This is a genomic window from Paenibacillus sp. FSL E2-0177 (assembly GCF_037992975.1).
Taxonomy (GTDB): domain Bacteria; phylum Bacillota; class Bacilli; order Paenibacillales; family Paenibacillaceae; genus Paenibacillus_AQ; species Paenibacillus_AQ odorifer.
Window position 1 is genome coordinate 4,705,184 of sequence record NZ_CP150307.1, and the last position, 22,280, is coordinate 4,727,463.

The 22,280-nt window shown below is 45.6% G+C and carries 21 protein-coding genes; all 21 read right to left on the reverse strand.

Features of this window, described 5'->3' with window-relative positions:
• Positions 1-5: 5 nt before the first annotated feature.
• Entirely contained in the window at positions 6-731 is a 726-nt protein-coding gene (locus MHI25_RS20980) for a hypothetical protein (RefSeq protein ID WP_081388300.1), read from the reverse strand.
• On the reverse strand, positions 728-1,834 hold the full coding sequence (locus tag MHI25_RS20985; RefSeq protein ID WP_340394177.1) for a hypothetical protein: 1,107 nt from the start codon (positions 1,832-1,834) through the stop codon (positions 728-730). Before MHI25_RS20985 ends, MHI25_RS20980 begins: the two co-directional genes overlap by 4 nt.
• 15 nt (positions 1,835-1,849) lie before the next feature.
• Positions 1,850-2,347, reverse strand: a complete 498-nt coding sequence (locus MHI25_RS20990; RefSeq protein WP_339809758.1) for a hypothetical protein — start codon at positions 2,345-2,347, stop codon at positions 1,850-1,852.
• Complete coding sequence (locus MHI25_RS20995; RefSeq protein ID WP_172628900.1) at positions 2,338-2,946, reverse strand: sigma-70 family RNA polymerase sigma factor; 609 nt, start codon at positions 2,944-2,946, stop codon at positions 2,338-2,340. The genes MHI25_RS20990 and MHI25_RS20995 overlap by 10 nt, the downstream gene beginning before the upstream one ends.
• 71 nt (positions 2,947-3,017) lie before the next feature.
• Positions 3,018-3,770 carry a DnaD domain-containing protein gene (locus tag MHI25_RS21000; RefSeq protein ID WP_076302747.1) on the reverse strand — a complete coding sequence of 251 codons (753 nt, stop codon included), beginning with the start codon at positions 3,768-3,770 and terminating at the stop codon, positions 3,018-3,020.
• Between the two features lie 31 nt (positions 3,771-3,801).
• The gene (gene asnS, locus MHI25_RS21005; protein WP_036676308.1) at positions 3,802-5,100 is read right to left on the reverse strand and encodes an asparagine--tRNA ligase; all 1,299 of its coding nucleotides are present in this window, start codon (positions 5,098-5,100) and stop codon (positions 3,802-3,804) included.
• Between the two features lie 21 nt (positions 5,101-5,121).
• Positions 5,122-6,330, reverse strand: coding sequence for an acetate kinase (locus MHI25_RS21010; RefSeq protein ID WP_036676305.1), 1,209 nt, complete (start codon positions 6,328-6,330; stop codon positions 5,122-5,124).
• Positions 6,327-7,199 (reverse strand): 3-hydroxyacyl-CoA dehydrogenase NAD-binding domain-containing protein, encoded by an 873-nt coding sequence (locus tag MHI25_RS21015; RefSeq protein ID WP_036676304.1) that lies wholly within the window; start codon positions 7,197-7,199, stop codon positions 6,327-6,329. The genes MHI25_RS21010 and MHI25_RS21015 overlap by 4 nt, the downstream gene beginning before the upstream one ends.
• Before the next feature lie 133 nt (positions 7,200-7,332).
• Positions 7,333-8,835 (reverse strand): AAA family ATPase, encoded by a 1,503-nt coding sequence (locus MHI25_RS21020; RefSeq protein ID WP_076276715.1) that lies wholly within the window; start codon positions 8,833-8,835, stop codon positions 7,333-7,335.
• Positions 8,828-9,370: a hypothetical protein gene (locus tag MHI25_RS21025; RefSeq protein WP_076127549.1), complete on the reverse strand. Its 543-nt coding sequence runs from the start codon at positions 9,368-9,370 to the stop codon at positions 8,828-8,830. Before MHI25_RS21025 ends, MHI25_RS21020 begins: the two co-directional genes overlap by 8 nt.
• Positions 9,371-9,780: 410 nt before the next feature.
• Positions 9,781-10,299, reverse strand: coding sequence for a DUF5590 domain-containing protein (locus tag MHI25_RS21030; protein WP_076278333.1), 519 nt, complete (start codon positions 10,297-10,299; stop codon positions 9,781-9,783).
• 172 nt (positions 10,300-10,471) lie between these two features.
• Positions 10,472-11,773, reverse strand: a complete 1,302-nt coding sequence (locus MHI25_RS21035; RefSeq protein ID WP_076183988.1) for an amidohydrolase — start codon at positions 11,771-11,773, stop codon at positions 10,472-10,474.
• Positions 11,760-12,413: a redox-sensing transcriptional repressor Rex gene (locus MHI25_RS21040; protein ID WP_036676294.1), complete on the reverse strand. Its 654-nt coding sequence runs from the start codon at positions 12,411-12,413 to the stop codon at positions 11,760-11,762. The genes MHI25_RS21035 and MHI25_RS21040 overlap by 14 nt, the downstream gene beginning before the upstream one ends.
• A 130-nt stretch (positions 12,414-12,543) precedes the next feature.
• The gene (dinG, locus tag MHI25_RS21045) at positions 12,544-15,405 is read right to left on the reverse strand and encodes an ATP-dependent DNA helicase DinG (RefSeq protein WP_339281201.1); all 2,862 of its coding nucleotides are present in this window, start codon (positions 15,403-15,405) and stop codon (positions 12,544-12,546) included.
• A 126-nt stretch (positions 15,406-15,531) separates the two neighbouring features.
• Positions 15,532-16,173, reverse strand: coding sequence for a hypothetical protein (locus MHI25_RS21050; RefSeq protein ID WP_076278335.1), 642 nt, complete (start codon positions 16,171-16,173; stop codon positions 15,532-15,534).
• A 111-nt stretch (positions 16,174-16,284) separates the two neighbouring features.
• Positions 16,285-16,668: an aspartate 1-decarboxylase gene (gene panD / locus MHI25_RS21055; protein ID WP_036676288.1), complete on the reverse strand. Its 384-nt coding sequence runs from the start codon at positions 16,666-16,668 to the stop codon at positions 16,285-16,287.
• Positions 16,661-17,551 carry a pantoate--beta-alanine ligase gene (panC, locus tag MHI25_RS21060; RefSeq protein WP_036676286.1) on the reverse strand — a complete coding sequence of 297 codons (891 nt, stop codon included), beginning with the start codon at positions 17,549-17,551 and terminating at the stop codon, positions 16,661-16,663. The genes panD and panC overlap by 8 nt, the downstream gene beginning before the upstream one ends.
• Complete coding sequence (gene panB, locus MHI25_RS21065) at positions 17,552-18,418, reverse strand: 3-methyl-2-oxobutanoate hydroxymethyltransferase (protein WP_076127540.1); 867 nt, start codon at positions 18,416-18,418, stop codon at positions 17,552-17,554. It lies immediately after the preceding gene.
• Between the two features lie 336 nt (positions 18,419-18,754).
• Entirely contained in the window at positions 18,755-19,555 is an 801-nt protein-coding gene (locus MHI25_RS21070; protein ID WP_076127538.1) for a biotin--[acetyl-CoA-carboxylase] ligase, read from the reverse strand.
• Positions 19,545-20,981, reverse strand: a complete 1,437-nt coding sequence (locus tag MHI25_RS21075; RefSeq protein ID WP_340394185.1) for a CCA tRNA nucleotidyltransferase — start codon at positions 20,979-20,981, stop codon at positions 19,545-19,547. The genes MHI25_RS21070 and MHI25_RS21075 overlap by 11 nt, the downstream gene beginning before the upstream one ends.
• Positions 20,917-22,077 (reverse strand): N-acetyl-alpha-D-glucosaminyl L-malate synthase BshA, encoded by a 1,161-nt coding sequence (gene bshA / locus MHI25_RS21080; protein ID WP_036676278.1) that lies wholly within the window; start codon positions 22,075-22,077, stop codon positions 20,917-20,919. Before bshA ends, MHI25_RS21075 begins: the two co-directional genes overlap by 65 nt.
• Positions 22,078-22,280: the final 203 nt, after the last annotated feature.

Sequence of the window (22,280 nt, forward strand, 5' to 3'; positions counted from 1 at the left end):
TTTTTTTACCTTGTTACAACATTTCCATAATTATCTCTTACGATTACCTTTAGATTTACAGGAGCCGCAACGGTCACGTTCAACGCATTCCTGGAGTTATCGAATACTAGATGTCTAGGTATGTCTCCTAAGATAACGTAAAATGTGTCTCCGACTTGCTTAGTTTGCAACAGCCGCTTCTCTTGCTCTTGCTTGAGTTGCCCTTCTGCCGTGGAATAACTCCCAAATACATTCAACTCGTTCCCAGCCGTTCGATCAACCATAATTCCATAAGGTTCGGCAGCCTGGATTATAAGTGTGCCTACACCCTGTGGAACATTCCCCTTCCATTCTGGCAAGGAATAATTCTCCTCCGTAGAGGAGATCACATGTCGAAGTTCTTGTGTTAATCCTAAAGAGCTGACTCCTGCGAATACTAAACAGCACACTGCCAGAAATCCGACGAACAGAACACTTAGCACATCATAGTACATTTTCCCTTTACCACGGAACCATAAGGTGTAAATTACAATTTCTAAACCAAGTAAGATAAAAATGAGCGGCCACCAAGCAAGTGTTGTCTCGAACACATCCGCTCCTTTCCACTGCGAGACCATTATTAATGCCCCGAGAAATAAAAGGCTCAGTCCCATCGACAACGTACCTACACGCCAACTTCTAGATTTCCCTTCGTTCACTGGAAACTCGCTAGTTACCATGACTCCCGGCTCTACTTCTACTGGATTATTCAAGATTGACCCCCCGCCCCTTTTCTGCCTTTATTATTCTTACTTCCAGTCATCAGCTTCACCCCACCACCAATCAATAACACGGAGACGACAATGGTCTTAAAATATTCATTTACGCGATATTCCAGCCGCCATTCTGGAAATCTGATATCGATGGCAGGAACTGCGACATTCACAACAATAAAGTATAATCCGAGACACATCAGGACTGCTCCGAGCCAGCCTTGATGATTTAAGAAACCTTCGATAACCGGCTTATCCTGCAAAGGTTCACGTCCATATCGGCTAACTAACTGTAAGCCATCGAATAAGCTATAGAACCAAATGATCGGGATAAGGAAAAAGAGCAATGTTAACCGCAATAGATCCATGACATAGATACTTCCTAAGAAAAGAAGCATGAGCTGGAGCCCTCTTTTTTGCAGTCCCAGATACATCTGTCCAGCGCCAGGAAATGCGGATAGTAATGTCGCTAATACTTTGCTGCGTCGTCCTTCCTCACGTCCAGCCTCCATCTCTTCGAATAATGTGCGGTCAACAAGCATTTCTCCTGCTTGTTTACGATGGATCAACTGAACTGCATCAAACATGCAATACAGCCAAATTACTGGCAATACTCCAAACAGCAGCAAAAATGCATCACTCGAAGTAATTCCGGCCAAGAACAGCATAACGGTCATGAATCCGAAAAAAGAAATCAGAAAGGATAGTCCACGCTGCATCAGCCCCATATGAAAATGACCCAATCCAGGAATGAAAGACAATAAGATGACATGCACACGTTCATTATCCTCCGTCTTTACGGGCATAGTAGAACTAAAATCCAGCATTGATCCATCAGGCGCTACAATTGGAGTGGGCATTTGCAGTAATTTAATCACCAGATGAATCATCGAAAGAATCCATAGAAGTAAGAATCCGATCACTCCCAATGCCAGAATTCCCTCATCCCCTTCAGCCATAGCAATTAAGAATGACATAAATAACACACCAAAGCTTAGCAAAAAATAAACAATCCCTTGTGGGCGTCTTCCCATATAATAATGACCTGCTCCAGGAATCATATTAAGAAAAAGACCCTTAATTTTATTACGCTGCTGTTGCATTGTTCATTTCTCCTCTCATTTCTGTCTTCCGTCCATAATCCGGCTCAACCATCCGCTGGTGGCTTGCATGAATTGTTCGCTATAAGATGGCGAATTATCTTTCTTAGGGACAATAAGCTCCATTTCACCCGTGAGTAACTTATCAAACATCCCGGAAGACATAATCAACAGCGTTAACGAAGCAGCAACGGCATAATGAAAGATTGTTTTATCATACCAGCGATAACGCCGTGATCCTTCTTCTTGCCCCGCTACTTCTTCTATGACTACTGAAGATCTCACCGTAGCCACCCAATCTCCCATAACCCTCTCTGTAAAAGCAGACGAATTCTCCAATGAAGGCAGATCCTCCTTTAGCTCATCCAGCATCTCCATGTATGAAACAAATGTGTCTTCATCCTTGAGCAGCAATTGTTCCCATTCATCTCGCTCTATACTATCTTCTTGCCCTTCAAGATAAGCTTTTGCCTGCTCGCGGCGAATTAGGTTTTCTCCACTCTTCATCATAGCCATTCGTCCTCCTTCCAATGTTTTCGCATCCATTGTCTCGCCCTATATAGTCTGGACTCCACCGTCTTCAGAGTAATTTCATTTTCAGCAGCAATTTGCTCATATTTTTTATTTTCCAGATAATAAGCCACCATAATTTCCCGATGACCCTCCGGTAAATTGTTGATCTCACCCGACAGACGATTCATCCGGTCACGACGGACAACAGTAGCTAGTACATCCTCCTCATTAGAAGGTGTCTGGCTCAGCACAAGCTCATAGTCAACAGGTAACTCTCGTAGCCGATCACGTTTACGTTTGGCATCAATAGCCTTATTTAAGGCGATCCGCGTAATCCATGATTTTAAGCCTTGATAACGGTAGTCAGGGAGAGATTTATACATCTGAAGAAAAGCTTCCTGAGCAGCGTCTTCAGCCCCTTTGACTTCACGTAATACAGAATAGGTGATTTTGTATATGTGCTGACTGTATGTATTTACAAACTGGCGAAACGCATCTTCGTCTCCTTGGCAAATCCGCTTGATTAATAGCTCTTCCTCAATGACTCTCCCCTCCTTCCCACAGCAATAGACGCTGAGATCCTCGCCTACCCCTGCACTTATCTAAAAAAATAAAAAAAGAACCGTACAGACTCTAGCAATAGCTAAAGCAATACGGTTCTCTCCTAAACGATCTATCTTCCACCATTGCGGAATTTTTGTGTATACGTCTTAACATCCTGAGCGTTCTTGACCCGGTTACGGGCCCATTCCAGCAATATCCGGTCGATATAACGAAAATGAACCTTCCCCGCAAATACGGATTCCTTGAGTGCTAACAGAATCAGCTCCTCAGGATATCGGTCTTGATCCACCCAGCTGGAAATCGTCTCACATTCCATTGGAGACAGCGGGCGCCCGAATTCCTTCTCGAAAATACTGAATAGATTCCGGCTCTCCTCTTTATCTCCAAGTGAAGAAGGAGATGTGGGGGGAGTTCCGAATCCTCCACCTGACGCAGCAGCCCGGGGAGCTGATGTTGCATATGCCCCTTTGTCCTTATCTTGCTCATTTTCTTGTACAGCTGTCGCAAGATAAGCACCTAGCTTTCCATATAGCCCTGAGAAATTGTAGCGTTCATAATGGATATCTCTTAGCTCATCGTTGTCTCCATCGATGCTAATGAAACCTTCCTTCATGAGCTTCTGCAATTCTCCGGCGAGAACGGAAATGCTACGACCAGTTACGACCTGAAGCTCCTCCAGAGAAGGGAACTCAATCCCTTCCACTTGCCTGAAGGAGAGCAGATGAATCAGCAGCATCGCTTCACTTCCGCTTAAATTCAGCTTCCGGTAATACTTCAGTAAAGCGTAAGGTATGACGGCCATTCCGTTCTCCAGACCGAAGGAGACGCCTTCGCTCCAGGTACTCCATGTCTTGCCGTCCATGTGCTTCCCCCTTTGTTCAAATCCTAAGAACTTATGGGTAGAGGCGGTACAGTGTACGTGGGAATGGAATAGTCTCACGTACATGGTCAAGACCACAGATCCAAGCTACAGTACGCTCAAGCCCAAGTCCAAAACCGGAGTGAGGTACAGATCCGTAAGTACGCAGATCCATGTACCATTTATAAGAGTCCATCGAAAGATTGTGCTCTTTATAACGCTCTTCAAGCAGCGCAGGATCATCGATCCGCTGTGAACCCCCAATAATCTCTCCATAACCTTCAGGAGCGATCATATCAGCACACAGTACGACTTCAGGACGATTTGGATCCGGCTTCATGTAGAACGCTTTGAATGAAGCAGGATAATGAGTAATAAATACAGGTTTATCGTATGCTTCAGCGATTGCTGTTTCATGAGGTGCACCAAAATCATCACCCCAAGCAATATCTTCAAAGCCTTTATCATTCAAGAACTTGATCGCATCGTCATAAGTAATGCGTGGGAATGGTGCTTTGATATTCTCCAGCTTGGAAATATCGCGGCCTACCGCTTCCAACTCCGCACGGCAATTCTTCAATACGGATTGCACTACGAAGCTAATAAACTCTTCCTGAACCTTCAAGCTTTCTTCATGATCTGTGAAGGCCATTTCCGGCTCGATCATCCAGAACTCGATCAAGTGGCGACGAGTCTTAGATTTCTCCGCACGGAAGGTGGGTCCAAAGGAATATACACGGCCCAGTGCCATAGCTGCAGCTTCCATGTACAATTGTCCACTTTGGGTCAGGTAAGCATCCTCATCGAAGTATTTCGTGTGGAACAAGTTAGTAGTTCCCTCTGCTGACGTTGGCGTCAGAATCGGAGGATCCACCTTTGTAAATCCGCTCTCGTTGAAGAACTGTTGGATTGCCCGGATAATCTCCGCACGAATAACCAGAACAGCCCGCTGCTTCGAGGCACGGAGCCAGAGGTGACGGTGATCCATCAAGAAATCAACGCCATGCTCTTTCGGAGTAATTGGATAATTCTCTGTAAGGTGCAGAACTTCAATTCCGGTAACAGTCATTTCAAAACCGGATTGACTGCGAGGCTCCTCACGAATAATACCGGTCACATACAATGAGCTTTCCTGTGTGAGGCTCTTAGCTGCATCCCATACCTCTTCAGGCACTTCTGATTTCACTACAACTCCCTGAATATAACCTGTACCATCGCGAAGCTGCAGGAACTGAATTTTACCACTGGAGCGCTTGTTGTTTACCCAACAACCGATAACAACACTTTCTCCAACATGTTCATTCACGTTCTTGATTACACTCTTGTTAGCCATGCCTTCAATCTCTCCTCTAATTTAGCCGTTAATTCCTTGCACAATACGGTTTGTATCACGTGCGATGACAAGTTCTTCGTTAGTCGGAACTACAAGCACCTGCACTTTGGAATCTACCGTAGAGATACGACGCGGGTCGCCGGAGCGAACTTTATTAGCTTCAACATCCAACTCAATACCCAGGAACGTAAGGTTATTTAGCAGTTTCTCACGTAGCAATGAAGCATTTTCACCAACACCAGCAGTGAATACGATAGCATCTACACCGTTCATAGCAGCCGCATAAGAACCGATATACTTGCGCAAGCGGTACTCATACATTTCAAAAGCTAGCGTGGAATTAGGCTCACCTTTTTCCATACCCTCAATAATATCACGCATATCACTGCTTACGCCCGAAATTGCTAGAAGTCCACTATGTTTGTTCAACATGGAGTTAACTTCGCCTACGGACAATTCTTCCTTGTTCATCACGTAAGGTACAATTGCTGGATCAAGATCACCACTGCGAGTACCCATCATCAAACCTTCCAGAGGAGTCATACCCATGGAAGTATCCACAGACACTCCATCTTGAACTGCAGTTACACTACCTCCGTTACCGATATGACAAGTAATGATCTTCAGATCTTCCAACGGACGCTCCAAGTACTCCGCAGCAGCTTTGCTTACGAAGTCGTGTGATGTACCGTGTGCGCCATAACGACGAACTTTATATTTATTGTACAGTACTCTAGGAATCGCGTACATATAAGCTTTTTCAGGCATTGTTTGATGGAATGCAGTATCGAATACAACAACCTGCGGTACACCCGGCATATTTACTTCAGAAGCCGTAATCCCCATCATTGCTGCTGGGTTATGCAGGGGTGCAAGGTCAAACAATTGACGAATTTTAGTCTTGGCATCAGCGTCCACAAGTGCGGAAGCTTTGAAGAATTCACCACCATGTACTACACGGTGACCCACAGCATTGATTTCTTTAATGGATTCAATAACGCCATGCTCTTTATCCGTTAGGCAAGCTAGAACTTTACGAATCGCTGTGTTATGCTCCAAAATTTCACTTACTTCTGTTACTTCAGCTTTACCAGTAGGTTTATGGTTCAGAATGGAGGAATCCATCCCGATACGTTCCACCAAACCTTTAGCCAAAACGGATTCATCAGCCATATTGTACAATTGATATTTTAAAGAAGAACTACCGGAGTTAATTACTAGAATATTCATATACGGTCACCATCCTTGTCGTACTGGAAGAAGCCTTCGCCTGATTTCATACCCAATTGTCCTGCACGCACCATCTTCTTAAGGATCGTGGAAGGACGATATTTCAGCTCACCATATTCACGGAACATATTTTCGAGTGCAGCAAGAACCGAATCCAGACCAAATCTGTCAGCCATTTCAAGCGGTCCATATTGGAATTGATAACCAATACGCATAGCATCGTCAATATCCTGTGCGGAGGCAACGCCCTCTTGCAGTACATGCATAGCTTCGTTGATAAACAAGCAAATGAGGCGTGATGTTACAAATCCTGGGGATTCATAAATCATTACACCTTTTTTCTCAACAATTTCATCAACAAAGGATTTTGTATCTTCAAAAGTAGCATCTGAAGTTTTCAGACCGCGTACAATTTCAACAAGATCCACTTTAGCTACAGGGTATATGAAATGCATTCCGATCACGCGTTCCGGATACATTGTAGAACTTGCAAGTTCAGTCAAGCTAAGTGTTGACGTATTGCTGGCAAGAATAATGTGGTTTGGACATACTTGATCCAGTTGATTCAATATTTTTTTCTTTTCTTCTAAATCCTCAACGATTGTTTCGATAACCATGTCACAAGAGCTCAGCTCTGCGAAATGTGTCACTTTTTGAATGCGGCTAAGAATCAGCTTCTTCTCAGCTTGAGTGATCGCCCATTTCTCCAGTTGCTTATCTAGACTTGTCTCGATCATTTCGTAGGAGTAGTCCAGTTTCTCAGGGGTTTTCTCCACCAGCAATACATCCAGGCCCTTGGCTGCCAGCATTTCGGCAATCCCTTGTCCCATTGTGCCACCGCCGATGACACCAATTTTCTTGAAATTCATAAAAAAGTCTCCATCCTTTCAGGTATCTATACTTTTGTATTGTACCTTGTCTGTCGCAAAAATTTATAAAGCCCGACATATAATGATATCTTAGCATGCCTGAAAAGTAAAAAAAAATAACCAGCATAAATATTTATGCTGGTAAACGCACGCTGTCACGAAATTGACATCGAAATTGCTCTCCAGAGAGCACTTCTTCCTTCATTAAAATGTCAAGGGAGTAATCAAATACATTTCGTTGCTTTTCAAGGTGGTCGTGAGTACGTACCATCAACTCGTCCAATATTTTACTGTTTTCCTTCATAAGCTCTTCAGTGGTAACCATTTCCAGTTTGGCAATACCCAACGAAGTCAATCCGGATTTCATCATGGTTTCGACAATATTCAGGGCCTGATCAAAATCGCCACGTGAACCTGTGCTTCGTCCGCCATAATACATTTCTTCTGCAGCCGCTCCACCAAGTGCGATCATAATCTGATCTTCGAGATAATCTTTGGTGTACAGATACTGCTCTTGCTGAGGATTGTGACGTACATAACCAAGGGCTTGCCCCCGCGGAGTCAGCGTAACCTGACTGACACTTCCCGGACGAAGCAGTTCTGCCATAATGGCATGTCCCAATTCGTGGATCGCCACACGTTTTTTCTCTTCGTGGTTAGTTTCTCTGTCCGTTTTTTCCCCCATCATAACCTTGTCAATCGCCATCGACAGATGCCGCTGCTCAACCTCTGTCAATTCCTCACGCATCATATAAATTGCTGCCTCATTCATAACACTTTCGAGCTGAGCACCGGAAAAACCATAGGCTTCTTCGGAAATTTTGTCGAGGTTCACATTGGCATGAAGCGGCTTATTTTTGGCATGCAATTCGAGAATCGATCTGCGGCCTTTTTTATCAGGCATGTCCACTTGAATATGACGGTCAAACCGGCCAGGACGCAGCAATGCTGAATCAAGCATTTCTTTACGGTTAGTGGCTGCTACCAGTAGAATGCGTGGTGTTTCGTTGTTATAGATCCCGTCCATCTCAGTCAACAGCTGATTCAAGGTCTGATCATATTCTCGCTGCTGTCCGCCCTCACGCTTACCGCCAATTACGTCAATTTCATCTATGAAAATAATAGCGCTTTGCTTGTTTTCCTTAAGGGCGCGGGTACGGGCATCCTTAAACAAATCGCGGATACGGCCGGCACCGACACCTACGTACATTTCTACAAACTCACTGCCTGATGCTGCCACAAATACAGAGTTTGTATAATGTGCTGCTGCTCTAGCCATAAGGGTCTTACCTGTTCCTGGAGGGCCTGTAAGCAGAATCCCTTTCAAAGGCCGAATCCCGAATTTGCTGATTTCCTCATGCCGGATCAAAAAATCCAACGCTTCACGAAGCTCCTGTTTTGCATTGTCTTGCCCGCCAATTTCTTCAAAAGTAAGCTTTGAAGGTCCATCCTTCTTGCGTTTTTTCCCGGCACCTGCATTTACCGCAAGTCCGCCTCTTAAATGAGCAATGATAAGTAAAGCCGTGAGCATCCCAGCAGCAATTACAATCGGGAATATATTAATGCCTAGAAAAGCCATAAAAATAAACAAGACAGGAACAAATCCGATTAGAATTTCTTTAAGGTATTTAGGCATTATTCCATACCCCCAATGTCGCAGGTTTACGCGGCAAAATAATAAATTTGCTTTCTTTTCCATTACTCAAGCTTACATAGACATTATTGTCATCAATTTCTGTTGAGGCTATCACATTTTTATATTGTGGATATTGCGCTTTGAGTCCATCAAGTTCTGTGGGTATAAGTGTATATTTACGGCTCTCCATAGCTTCGGCTACAGAGAACATCGCTTTATCCCAGTATTCATCCAGCAGTTCACTGGAGTTCTGTTCTACATCAAGTTTTAGTGTACGTCCATCAATCATCGATTTTCCTTCTTGGGAGACGTACTGAACCAGTTCACGTAATTTCGTGCCTGGCTGGAGATCAAGTTTCAAAGTGACCTCATTGCGGTTAATACTGATATGAGAATTATTGACGCCCTCATATTGAGATACAATCTTCTGAAGTGGTTCCTGCATTGCAAACTGACGATACAAAAAGAAGCCACCAAACAATAGAGTAGCCGACAGTAGAGACGTTATCAGCACAGGTACAAGACGTAATTTCAAGAAACGTCCTCCTCTCAAAGATGACAAAATATAAAGCTCATTATAATAATTTATAGCTACTTGAGAGCTCATCAGAGAGACTGAAGTCTCTTATTGCTGTTCTAATTACAAGTAGTAGTATATCACAGGTGTATATACTAATTTCAAAATAAATGTGAATATATTTAAAATTTAATTTTTTAAATATTTCCATCAATACCAAATAAATTCCTCACTTTCGACAAAACTGGCCTTGATTTTTAATCAATCGGCCTATTTTCGTATGTGAATTTAAGAGAATATTCGGTGATAACTACCCATTCAGTATATCACTTAGTATATCACTTTTGTACATCAAATAAATGTAAACAAGCGAACTTATAATAAGTTCGCTTGTTTACTATGCCACCCTTAATTTCCTTATGTTCAGCTTAACTTTTAGGTAAACTGTAACCTTCGCCCATTCGGGACCCATCCGAAAAGCGATAAAATTGATAATAATACCGACCGCTCTGATTATAAAAAAGCTGCCAAGCATACTCTCCGTTATATACTCCCGGCAGCAAGCGTTCAATCGTTATGTCCGGAAGATCAGCTTTGATAATGCCGCGTATTTGGGCTTCCGAGGTTCCTTTACTTAGTTCCTCAGCAAACACTGCGTCGTCGCCTTCAGCAAATTTTCCATCTACCGTAAAGCGGACCCAGACCATAAGAGCAGTCCCGGCTTCATTTTTCCCAGTTAATACCCAGTACACTGCATTTTCATCCCAAACCGATTTTTGTGCTTTGGTTACCTCTGTTAGACCCGCTCTGGTTTTGGCAACATCCTTAGCGATATCACGCTCGTTCCATTGATCTTTCATAATATAGGCATAGAACTGGATAAGTCCAAACCCCAGGAGCAGAATCAGAACTGACCCCAGGAGGATCCATTTTTTCCTTTTCTTCAAGGTACAGCTCCCTTTCTAGTAATATATCTTTTTTGATTATATAACACACCCGCGCGTTTATCCAAAATTTCATAATTTTCTAGCTTTCCCAGCCTTAAAAATACACAAAAGGCCGCAACTTTTGCTAAAAGCAAAAAGTCGCAGCCTATTATTTATTCGTTATTCTCCAGACTTAACGCTTCAATAAACCTTCGAAGGCTTCTTGCGCTTTACGCCGGATAGCTTCCTCATCCAGGGTTAAGCATTGTCCATGCTTGATGACCTGTTTACCATTCACCCACACATGCTCAACATCCTTAGCGCTAGCAGAGTAAACTGCATGAGACAACAGATCTGTGTGTGGCAGCAAATGTGGCTGATCGATATCAATAGCAATGAAATCTGCTTTCATCCCTACAGCAAGTCTGCCTACATTATTTAAAAAGATGGACTGCGCGCCATATTCTGTAGCCATACGCAGAGCCTCTGGAGCTGGAACAGCCGTTGGATCACCGCTGACACCCTTATGAATGAGAGCTGCAAGCCGCATCTCTTCAAACATATCCAAGTTATTGTTGCTTGCCGCGCCATCCGTGCCAAGAGACACCTTCACACCAGCTTTTAGAAGATCAGTAACCCGAGCCACTCCGCTAGCCAGCTTCAAATTACTGCCCGGATTATGAGATACACCCACATTATGGCGAGCCAAGATCTCAATCTCTTCATCATTTAAATGAACACCATGTGCAACTATCGAGGGACGTGTGAACATTCCAAGCTTCTCTAAGTGAGCTACAGGACGCAACCCGTAATCCGCCACATTTTGTTCCACTTCACGTTTCGTTTCGGACATATGCGTATGCATCGGTAAATCCAGATCATGCGCTGCCTGCACGAACTTAACCAGGAAGTCCGGAGGGCAAGTATAAGGGGCGTGCGGCGAGATCATAGTAGTAATTCTACCTTCAGCCTTTCCATGCCAGTTACGGGCAAAAGAAATCGCTTCCGCAAGCTTGTGATTCTGTACATCCTCTGGACATAAGCCGATCACACCACGCATCAATACGGAACGGATACCTGATAACTCAGCTACCTCGGCTACTCGGTCCATATGATCATACATATCGAGGAAGGTCGTAGTTCCACCCTTCAGCATTTCCAATACAGATAAGGAGGTTCCCCAGTATACATCATCACCGGTGAACTTTTCCTCCATCGGCCACATCTTCTCCTGAAGCCACACTTGTAGCGCTAAATCATCTCCATATCCACGCAGCAAAGACATCGCCGCATGACCATGTGTGTTTACAAGTCCAGGCATGAACAGCAGACGGCTGCCATCAACCACTTGCACTCCAGCTTCCATCTGAGGCTCTTCTTTTCCTATGTAAGTGATTAAATCATCTTCAATAGTCATATATCCACTCAGAACCGGCTCATCCGTTCCCGGAGTCAGAAAATACCCGCCCTTAATTATCGTTTTATTGTTGTTCATGTTCGCTTTCTTCCTTTCCATCCCGCAAGTAATAAGCAAGACTTTGCAGATCAGTTGTAAAATCAGCTGCATGCACCCGGATATTCGGTGGTGTCTTCAGAATCACAGGGGCAAAGTTCAAAATCGCTTCAATCCCAGAAGAAATGAGAATATCTGCTACATTTTGAGCTTCTGAATCAGGTACGGTAATAATGGCAATGCGAATACCTTGCTCACGAATTGTGCTGCCTAGTTCATCCATCGGTTGCACAGTAAGGGAGTTGATCTTACGTCCAACCTTAGGAGCGTACGAATCAAATATAGCCGTGATTTTCATAGTATCTTTGAGATATGCATTGTAATTAGACAAGGCATGTCCGAGATTACCTGCTCCAACTAAAGCTACATTAAGCTGTTGATCCAGCTTCAGGATATGACGGATTTTCTCAATAAGATACGTTACATCATAGCCGATACCTTTTCTGCCGAAGTCACCAAAATATGCTAAATCCTTACGAATCTGTGCGGGATTAAGATCAAGCTTTTGTCCAAGTTCCTGAGAGGAAACTGTTAATATTTCGCGATTCTGGAGATCATTCAAAAAACGCAAGTACACAGGCAGTCTGCGAACAACGGCTTCTGATATTTTATCCGATTTCATATTTTTCCTCCTAAAAATAGTAATGTTCTTGTGAAAATCCATATTCAAACGTCTACCTCTCCTTATTAAGGACGGTACTGTAACACACCGCCCTTAAGGATAAGGAGGAGCTAAACTGAAGACGAGCGTTTTAAGAAGCGCCGCCATCCTCTAGCCATTCCGCTATGCGAGGGACCATTTGATCAGTAAGCATATGCTCCATTTTGGGACCAGGCAATGAATAAAGGAAATACTTCCCGTAATGAGATTCAATAACCCTTGTATCATAAACAATAACTATTCCGCGATCCTGCGCCGTGCGAACCAGTCTTCCGAATCCCTGCTTAAAACGAATAACCGCTTGAGGAACAGATAATTTCATGAACGGATTCTTCTTCTGGGCCTGCAATAACTCCGACTTCGCTTCCGCCAACGGGTGATTCGGTGGTTGAAACGGAAGTCTCACGATGGCCAGGCAAGTCAGTGCTTCACCTGGAATATCTACACCTTCCCAGAAGCTGCTCGTCCCCAGCAATACGGATGCTGCACTGTCCTGAAAGCGGCGGATCAGCTTGCTCCGGCTGCCACCTTCCACGCCTTGACCAAGCACCGTAATCTCTTGTGAGGCCAAAGCCTCTTTAAGCGGATCATATACCTGACGCAGCATTTTATAAGAAGTAAACAGAACCAGCATCCGCCCACGTGTTGTTTTAGCAGCTTCCGATAATGACTGTACGAGTGTATCGACAAATCGAGCATCGCCCACACTCCCCTTCACACTAGGAAAATCACGCGGTATAACTAGCAGTGCCTGCTCGCGATACTTAAAGGGAGATGGAAGGAGTGAGGTCATTAGACGTCCCTCTTCTACAGCTTCGTTAAGTCCGAGATTATCAATCATAAATTGAAAAGATTTATCTACAGATAGCGTCGCCGAGGTAAGCACGATGCTTTTTTTCTTATCGAAGAACAACTCTTTAAGCTGGCTGCTAACATCCACAGGGACGGCATACAGCTGTAGTGATTTGCTGCGGTAATTTCCATTTGCCTCCAGCCAATATACTACATTATCGTCATTCAGCCCCATAAAGAATCTTACTTGCTCACGTATGGAAGCCAAATCTTTAAATAAACCGCTAATATCAGTAACAAGGCTGTCTGCTGAGGATTGGCTTTCCTGGTCACGCATCTCGTTAAGCATTTTATCACCCTTACGGATGATGTCGCTTAACGTCAGATTCATAGTGTTCTCTAGCGCAACCAATTCATCCCAATCCTTCGGCTTACGGGCGGGAAGCAACCGCATAACCAGTTGTCCCGCTTCTCCTGCCCCTGCATCACTGCGTTCCGGCAATAGGCTGAACAGCTTGTCGCTGAGTGCATCCCAGGTTTCTTTGACGGTAAGCAGATCCGGGTAGATCCGATCGATGACTCCGCTCCATTCTGAAGCCTCTTCACTGCCTGACGACTGTAATATCTGACGCAGAGCAGGAAGCTGTCCGTTTCGGCTATCTTTATACAGTCGCGATAACGTGTGTGCCACAGTGAAATGCTTCATATGCATGCCAAGATGTTTACCAGCCACATCTTCTAAATGATGTGCTTCATCAATGACAAGATGCTCGTAAGCCGGAAGCAGCTGGTGCCCAGCCTTAACATCTGCGAATAGCTTGGAGTGGTTCGTAATAACCACGTCAGCAATCCCAGCTTCATGCTTGGCCCTATGATAATAACATTTGCGGAACCAAGGACAAGAACGGCCCAGACAGGAATCGGTATCGCTTGCCACCGTCTCCCAGAAGTCACCGCCCCGGCCGCTTAAATTCAGCTCTTCATCATCCCCTGATTCACTTTGAGTGAGCCATACAATCATCTGAGCGGCAGTAAGCGCATCTTCCCTTGGGCTTATAAAGTCCTTCTTATTAATTTTATGCTCAAACTTACGCAGACACAAATAATGCCCTCTTCCCTTAAAAATAGCAGCTTTAAACGGAAAAGGAACTACCTGCGTTAACAAAGGGATATCCCGCTCGCGCAATTGGTCCTGCAGATTAATGGTATGAGTGCTGACCATGACTTTTTCATTGGTGCGAACGCTTTGATAAATGGCAGGCAACAAATAACCGAGCGATTTACCGGTTCCTGTGCCCGCTTCGATCAGTAGGTGTTTGTCTTCGGCAAGTGCCGTCATCACCTCATTGATCATAATATCCTGAGCTTCCCGGCTTTCATACTGCGGTAATGTGTCTTTAAGTCGTTTGGTTACTTCGTCCATATAATCAGTAAAAGATAAATTCGCTAGCGGATTCTCAGCATGCTCATCTCTAGGTGGCGCTAACTCCGTCCAATCTCCTACTGCAAGCGCTAATTGACGATAGAAAGTCAGATCACCTTCGGGCTGTAGCGTTTCCGCTTCCCGCTCTCGCAGCAGACCATCAAAGTACCAGCCCAGATCACTATCCTCTTCGGTAAACAGCTCACAGAGTCTCTGGATCGTAAGCAGCGGCAGCTCGTAGAGCTCCTCCAGACATTTCAGCAGCACTAAAGCAGTCGCAAGTGCATCACTATCTGCCTGATGCGGACGATCATGTGTCACTCCAAAATGAGCACTGACAGAGCCAAGTTGATAAGATGTGAGCGAAGGAAAGCAAATTTTCAGAAAATCAATCGTATCCAAAATCCGCCCTTGAAATGGCAAATAACCACAACGATCTAAAGCATTTTGTAAAAAATGGAAGTCGAAAGCGACATTATGCCCTACAAGCACAACATCATCCAAGAGCGGAACAAGCTCCATCATCATCTCATCCAGCTCAGGCGCATCCTTAACATCATCATCGGTAATCCCCGTCAGACCTGTTATAAAAGGAGGAATCGGCGTTCCGGGCTTGACATAGGAACCATATACCCGGGAGATGGACCGGTCTTCTTCTATAATTGCAAGGCCAACCTGGATAATTTCACCCACGGATTGGGTTCCTGTTGTTTCAAAATCAAGCACGGCAAATTTCATTATAATTCTATTCCCTTTCAATTGAGACTCTTAATCAGCATAACAGAAGTTGCGAAAAAAGGCGATGCACACCACTGGTTCAGGGGATGCATCGCTTGAATGGAAATTTCCAAAACCGTTATTCTTTTACAAAAGGGAAACCAGCTGATTTCCAAAATGCAGCTTCCCTCCACGACGGCGGCATACCTCTAAGTTAACGTTTGGTTCCGGAAGCGCAGGGTCATGCTGCAAAGCAAGATCAAATAATTCCTGCGCTTCATTGAAACGTTCCTGTGAGGCTCGTATGCAGCCTAAAGCATTATAAACCATGGCTTTCAGCTTGGTTTCCCGTATCAAGCCCAGCATATGGTTCAGATGACCCCAAGCGGCCTCACCGTCACCTTCCTGCAGATAAGAGATGGCTAAATATAATCGAGCAGCCAAGCTATCCGGGTATTGCGCAATAACTTCTTTAAACTGATCAATACACTTTCCATACATCAGCAGCTTATAATACCCCTGACCTCTTACAAAGGAATCCATACATAGCTCTGGTGCTTCCTGTTCCGGCACTTCCTCTTCGACCACTGCTGTAAAATCCGCACTTTCGCGAAAGGAACTAAGCTTCTCAGCAAAAGCGAGCCATTCATCCATCACTTTGTCGCTCAGTCTATGCAGCATATTATAATTGCATAAAAGCTCGTTCCGGCGGGCACCCTCCGCTGTAGGGTAATCTGTTACGATCTCCTGAAGCACCTTGTTCATTTCAGCAAACAAATGTTGAAACATGGGCGATCCCCCCTTACTGAAGATGAAATCAGTTCAGCTTGCCTGACTTCATTTTCTGCGAGATCGGGGTCTTTCATCCCTGCCATTCATTACATGGCGTAAGTCCTTACATTAAGCGATTGTAGCATGCAATTCATGATCAGCCAGCTTCACTGGTTTGTTATTCTCATCCACGAATACCACCGTTGGCTTATGTGACTCCAGTTCTTCCGAGGACAACATCGCATAGGAAATGATAATTACTGTATCGCCCGGCTGAACAAGACGAGCTGCGGCACCATTAAGACAGATCACTCCGCTTCCGCGCGGTCCAGGGATTACATAGGTTTCCAGTCGCGAACCATTGTTGTTATCCACAATTTGAACTTTTTCATTCTCAAGAATGTCCGCGGCTTCCATCAAGCTCTCATCAATGGTAATACTGCCCACATAGTTTAAATTCGCTTCCGTTACTGTTGCGCGGTGAATTTTGGATTTCATCATATGTCTAAACAAGTGCAGCAACCTCCTTTGGAATAAATACATTATTATCAATCAAGCGTGTTCTGCCAAACTTCACGGCGAGCGCTATTATAATTTCCCCATCCACTTCTGATAAAAGAGCTTCATCCTCTAATCCTTCAAGATCAGGGAATGTTAAGATCTCCGCATAATCAATCACCGCTAGAGGAGAGCTGGAAATAACCGATGTCAACAATTCCCGCACTTCAGCAACGGTTGTTACTTTTCCTTCTTCAATAGACTGACGTGCTTCACGTAAGGAACGAGATAACACCAATGCCTGACTACGCTCCTCTGGAGACAAGAATACGTTACGTGAGCTGAGTGCAAGTCCATCCCCTTCACGAACGATCGGACAAGGAATAATTTCGACATTCATATTAAGATCGGACACCATTCGGCGAAGCACAGCAACTTGTTGAGCATCCTTCAGCCCAAAGAAAGCATAATCCGGCTGTACGATATTGAAGAATTTATTAACCACTGTGGTTACACCATCAAAATGCCCAGGGCGGGAAGCCCCACAAAGACGGGTAGTAAGCTCCGATACCGAGACCGTAGTCCGAGTAGGCTGCGGATACATTTCTTCCACACTGGGGATAAATACAATATCTACTCCCTCACGTTCAGCGAGTTCCAAATCACGACGCTCGTCACGCGGATAGGAATCATAATCCTCGTTTGGCCCGAATTGCAAAGGATTCACAAAAATGCTCATTACCACTGTGTTGCTCATTTCTCCAGCCCGGCGAAGCAGACTGGCATGTCCGTCATGCAAGTATCCCATCGTAGGAACGAACCCAATCGGGGCGTGCCCGCCTTGTCTCATATACTCCAAAGCTTCGCGCAGCTGCTCAATGCTTCTGACGACTCTCATTTATTTCCCTTCCTTTCTTGCAGCGCCATATAAAGATTCCAAAACCGTTTCATCTGCATTAAAAACGTGACTTTCATCTGGGAAGGAACGTTCCTTCACTTCCTTCACATATTGGCTGATGCCCTCACGGATTACATTACCCACATCCGCATAGGTTTTGACAAAACGTTTCTCACGGTAAGGTGAGGCATACCGCAGCAAATCATGGAAAACCAATACCTGTCCATCACAGTAACGGCCTGCACCGATCCCAATGGTTGGGATGCTAAGCGCTTCAGAGATCGCTTGGGCTACTTCTTCCGTTACCAGCTCCAGAACGATTGCAAAAGCACCTGCGGCCTCAAGCGCCTTAGCTTCATCCATCAGGCGTTGCGCATCTTTGGCATCTTTGCCTTGAATCCGGTAGCCACCAATCATATTCACGGATTGCGGAGTAAGCCCGATATGTCCCAGTACAGGGACTCCCGCAGCTACCACCGTAGCTACAGTCTCACAAATCTCGAGTCCACCTTCCATTTTGACGGCATGAGCCCGCCCTTCCTGCATTAATCTGCGCACTCCCCGCAGAGTTTCATCTACACTTCCGTGATAAGTCATAAATGGCATATCCGCCACGATAAAGGTGCTTTGTGCTCCTCGAGTTACCGAGCGGGTATGGTACACCATATCTTCAATCGTTACCGGTAAAGTTGTATCGTATCCAAGGACTACATTCCCAAGAGAGTCACCAACCAAAATAAGGTCGATACCTGCTTCTTCTGCAAGAACTGCAGACGGATAATCATAAGCGGTCAGCATGCTCAGTGGCACACCTTCTGCTTTCATTTTTTTCATTTTTACAATATTTAGCGCTTGTTTGTTTGCCATTTCTCTTTTCGTCCTCCTTTTTTAAGTAACCTGCCCGTAAAAATCGCAACAAAAAAACCTTTTAGCAATCATTTGCTAAAAAGGTCCGAAGGGCAAAAAAGAGTCACTTGCGATCGTCCCTTCTGTCTCGGTCCTTACGGCTCAGAGCAGAATCCAACGTAACCGTCAAACGCAGTTATGAAGGTATTTCCAATAATAAAAATATAAAAAAGTTCTTCAGTTCAAGAGTACAGTTCGTTAAACGATACCGCCTCCGACCCATAGTATAACAAAAAAAGCTCGGAATTACACGAAAAAAATATGACAAGGGATGATACCCTTGTCATATAAAAAATATTATAAAAGTTCAATTTCACCTGAGCATACGTTAGAGATCTCTCCTAAGCTGTTTTTAAGCAGCAGACCACCTATTTCATCCAAACCTACTACCACACCTTCGGAACGCCCCTGAGGGCTATTCAGTGCGATCTGGCGACCCAAAGTCACTGACATGGACTCCCAGAGCTCTTTGATGGGTTTAAAACCTTGCTTCATGTACAAATTGTAATGCATCTCCAGCTCGTCCAAAACCGCTTTTACCAGCTCAGAACGGTCAACTGGAGCACCGCCCCGCTCAATCCGAAGTGAAGTCGCGACCTCCTGCAGATGATCAGGATAATCTTCCTCTGTCATGTTCGCGGAAATGCCAATTCCAGCAATGCAATAATGAAGCTCCCCTTCTCTTAGAGAAGATTCCAGTAAAATCCCACAAATCTTACGACCGCCTGCGAGCAGATCATTCGGCCATTTGATGCCGGCATCTACACCTGTTACCCGTCGAATTGCCTTACAGACGGCAACCCCAGCCAGCAATGTCAGCTGCGGAGTCTCCGACAAGGGTAATTGGGGCCGTAACACAATACTCATCCAAATACCCTTGCCACGGGGAGAAAACCACTTTCTTCCCATTCGGCCTCGGGCGCCCGTCTGTTCTTCCGCGATGACAGTTGTCCCTTCCGGCGCGCCGTTCTCCGCTAAAAACTTAGCTTCTTCTTGAGTGGACACCACAGATTCCAGCAACTGAATGACGCCTACCCAATTCGAAGCGGAGGTCTCTCGCTTCAGCTCAGTTAGCGACAGCGCTTTATCATCGCTCATGTCTATCCATCCTTTTTGCTTCAAGCAGTAATAATTGTTTATCGTTAGGTAAATCACCTGAAGCGACCGCTTGCAGGAGTCCATTTAACATTTTGCCTAGCCATGGTCCCGGACGTTTGTCCAAAGCCCCCACCAGCTCATTGCCTGTAATCTCAAGCTCTGAAAGGCTGGTTAGCGGCATTTGAGCGATCCATTCTCTTGCCGCTTGTACATTTACAGCGGCAGGTGTTGTTGAGGCCTCTGTCGATTCCACGACGGAAAAGGCAGAAGAGGCCGCCGGTGAAACCACAGCGGGAAGTGCAGGTGCGGCGGCTGGCAGGATCGCCAGCAGCGAGAGCCACCCTTCGGCGGCTTCCACGCCGAAGGCCAGCACGGCGGCGATCCATTGCCGCCGCAGACCTTCCATGCCGCCCGTACCCGGCGGCATGGCCTCTATCGCAGCGGTCCAAGCTTCGCGGACCCGCAGCACCTGGACGACGCCGCTCCGCGTCGTCCCCGAGAACGTCCATGCCCGCAGCAGCACATCGGCCTCTTGGGCCGATTGCTTCAGGGCATGGAGGAGAAGCGCCCACCGCAGGCGGGCGCTCTCCAGTTCCCCGATCCCGGCCGTTAAGGCGGCAGCAGCCGCCATATCGGTTCCGGTCCAGGGGAACGGGGCTTTGCCGCGCGCCAGCAGCTCGCAGCGCGCTAGCATGCCGAGGCCGCGCAGAGGATGCGGCCCCTCGACGATGCGGTCCAGCTCCGCGCGGACACGCTCCACAGCAATATGCGCCAGCTTATCCCGCTGGCGCATCAGGCCCCTCCACGTGTTCTTCGCGATGGAGAAATCCAGCACCGATGCAAAACGAATGCAGCGAAGCATGCGAAGCGCATCTTCGTCAAACCGCTCCTCCGCATCGCCTACACAGCGAATCACCTGCAGCTGTAGATCCTTCTCACCCTCAAAAGGATCAATAAGTTCCCCATTTAATCCACAGCAAATCGCGTTGATCGTGAAATCACGACGACGAAGATCCTCCTTCACATCGTTGACGAAAAAAACATGCTCTGGACGACGGTGGTCTACATAACCACTTTCTGTCCGGTATGTTGTCACTTCAAACGCACAACCATCCTGTATCACGGTGACCGTACCATGAGCTAATCCTGTTGGCACACTGCGCGCAAAGATAGCTATCACTTCCTCCGGCAGTGCTGAGGTTGTAATATCCATATCATGCACTGGCCTACCCAACAGCTCATCGCGAATACATCCTCCAACCCAATAAGCCTCGTGACCATTTTGGGTTAACTCGGAAATTACAATCTCCGCTGCAATTGCCATCGCAGAAGGTGCCATTGTCCATTCCATATATGACTCCTTACCCCCGAACCGGGTCCAGTCCAAGTACCTTGCGCCCCAGCACCCGGTAATAAATATCTTCATATTGTTTCGTTATCGAATCCTTACAGAAATCTTTGCAGGCTGTTTGTAGACAAGCTTCTCTGAACTGTTGCACCATACGTTCATCCGACAGGAGCTTAACTGCATATTTAGCCATAGCCGTTGTATCGCCAATCGGTGCAAGGAATCCAGTCTTTCCATGCTCTATAAGCTCAGGGATGCCTCCGGTTTGCGAGCCAATCGTCGGTACGCCGCAAGCCATTGCTTCCAGAGCAACCAGACCAAAGCTTTCCTTCTCGGAAGGTAGCAGAAGCAGATCAGCTAAAGAGATCACCTGAGCGATTTCATCCTGCCTTCCCAGAAAACGAACTTTATCTTCCAGACCCATTTCGCTAATTTTGGCTTGAATTTTGGGAAGATCCGGACCTTCACCTACAAGCAGCAGGCGTGAAGGCAGTTCACGATTCACTTTTGCAAAAACGTCAACAACATCGCTGACTCTTTTTACAGGACGGAAATTACTGATATGCATCAGAATCTTCTCATCAGGCGCTGCGAAATCTCCCCGCAGATCCGTTACATCACGCGGATAATAGACCCGATGATCCACAAAGTTATAAGTGAGATCAATGTCGCGGGTAATATCGAGTACGTCCCGTGTTTCTCTAATAAGATCCTGAGAGACCGCTGTAACGGCATCACTTTCATTAATCCCCAGACGAATCAAATCTTTAAGCGATTCATCCTGACCAAGCACCGTTATATCCGTACCATGCAAAGTCGTTACAACCTTCATATCGTTCCCAAGCATTTGCTTTGCAAGGAAAGCACACACTGCGTGTGGCACTGCATAGTGAACATGGAGAAGATCCAGATTTTGCATTTTGGCAACCTGAGCCATCTTCGTAGCAAGCGCTAGATCGTACGGAGGATAGCGGAATACATAATAATCGTTTACTTCTACCTCATGGTAAAAAATATTTTTCTGAAACGTTCCCAATCGGAACGGGATACTATGTGTAATAAAATGAACTTCATGACCCTTCTCGGCCAAGAGTTTACCTAATTCAGTCGCAACTACGCCTGAACCGCCAAGAGACGGATAACAGGTAATTCCTATTTTTAGCATACGATCCATCTTCCTGTCTCCTTCTTCTCCAGTATTGATTCGTGTAATGAATCATCTATTGTTTGTCGGCCGCTTTCAAAAAAGCGAAGCGAACACCGTTTCTTTCAAAATCACACAGGACTTCATTTCTCTAAGCTGTTCAAAAAAAGCTCTCAGGAGCGCAATGGCGTATTAATTCCAAGCGCTCCTGGATCAATCATAATCAGCTTATT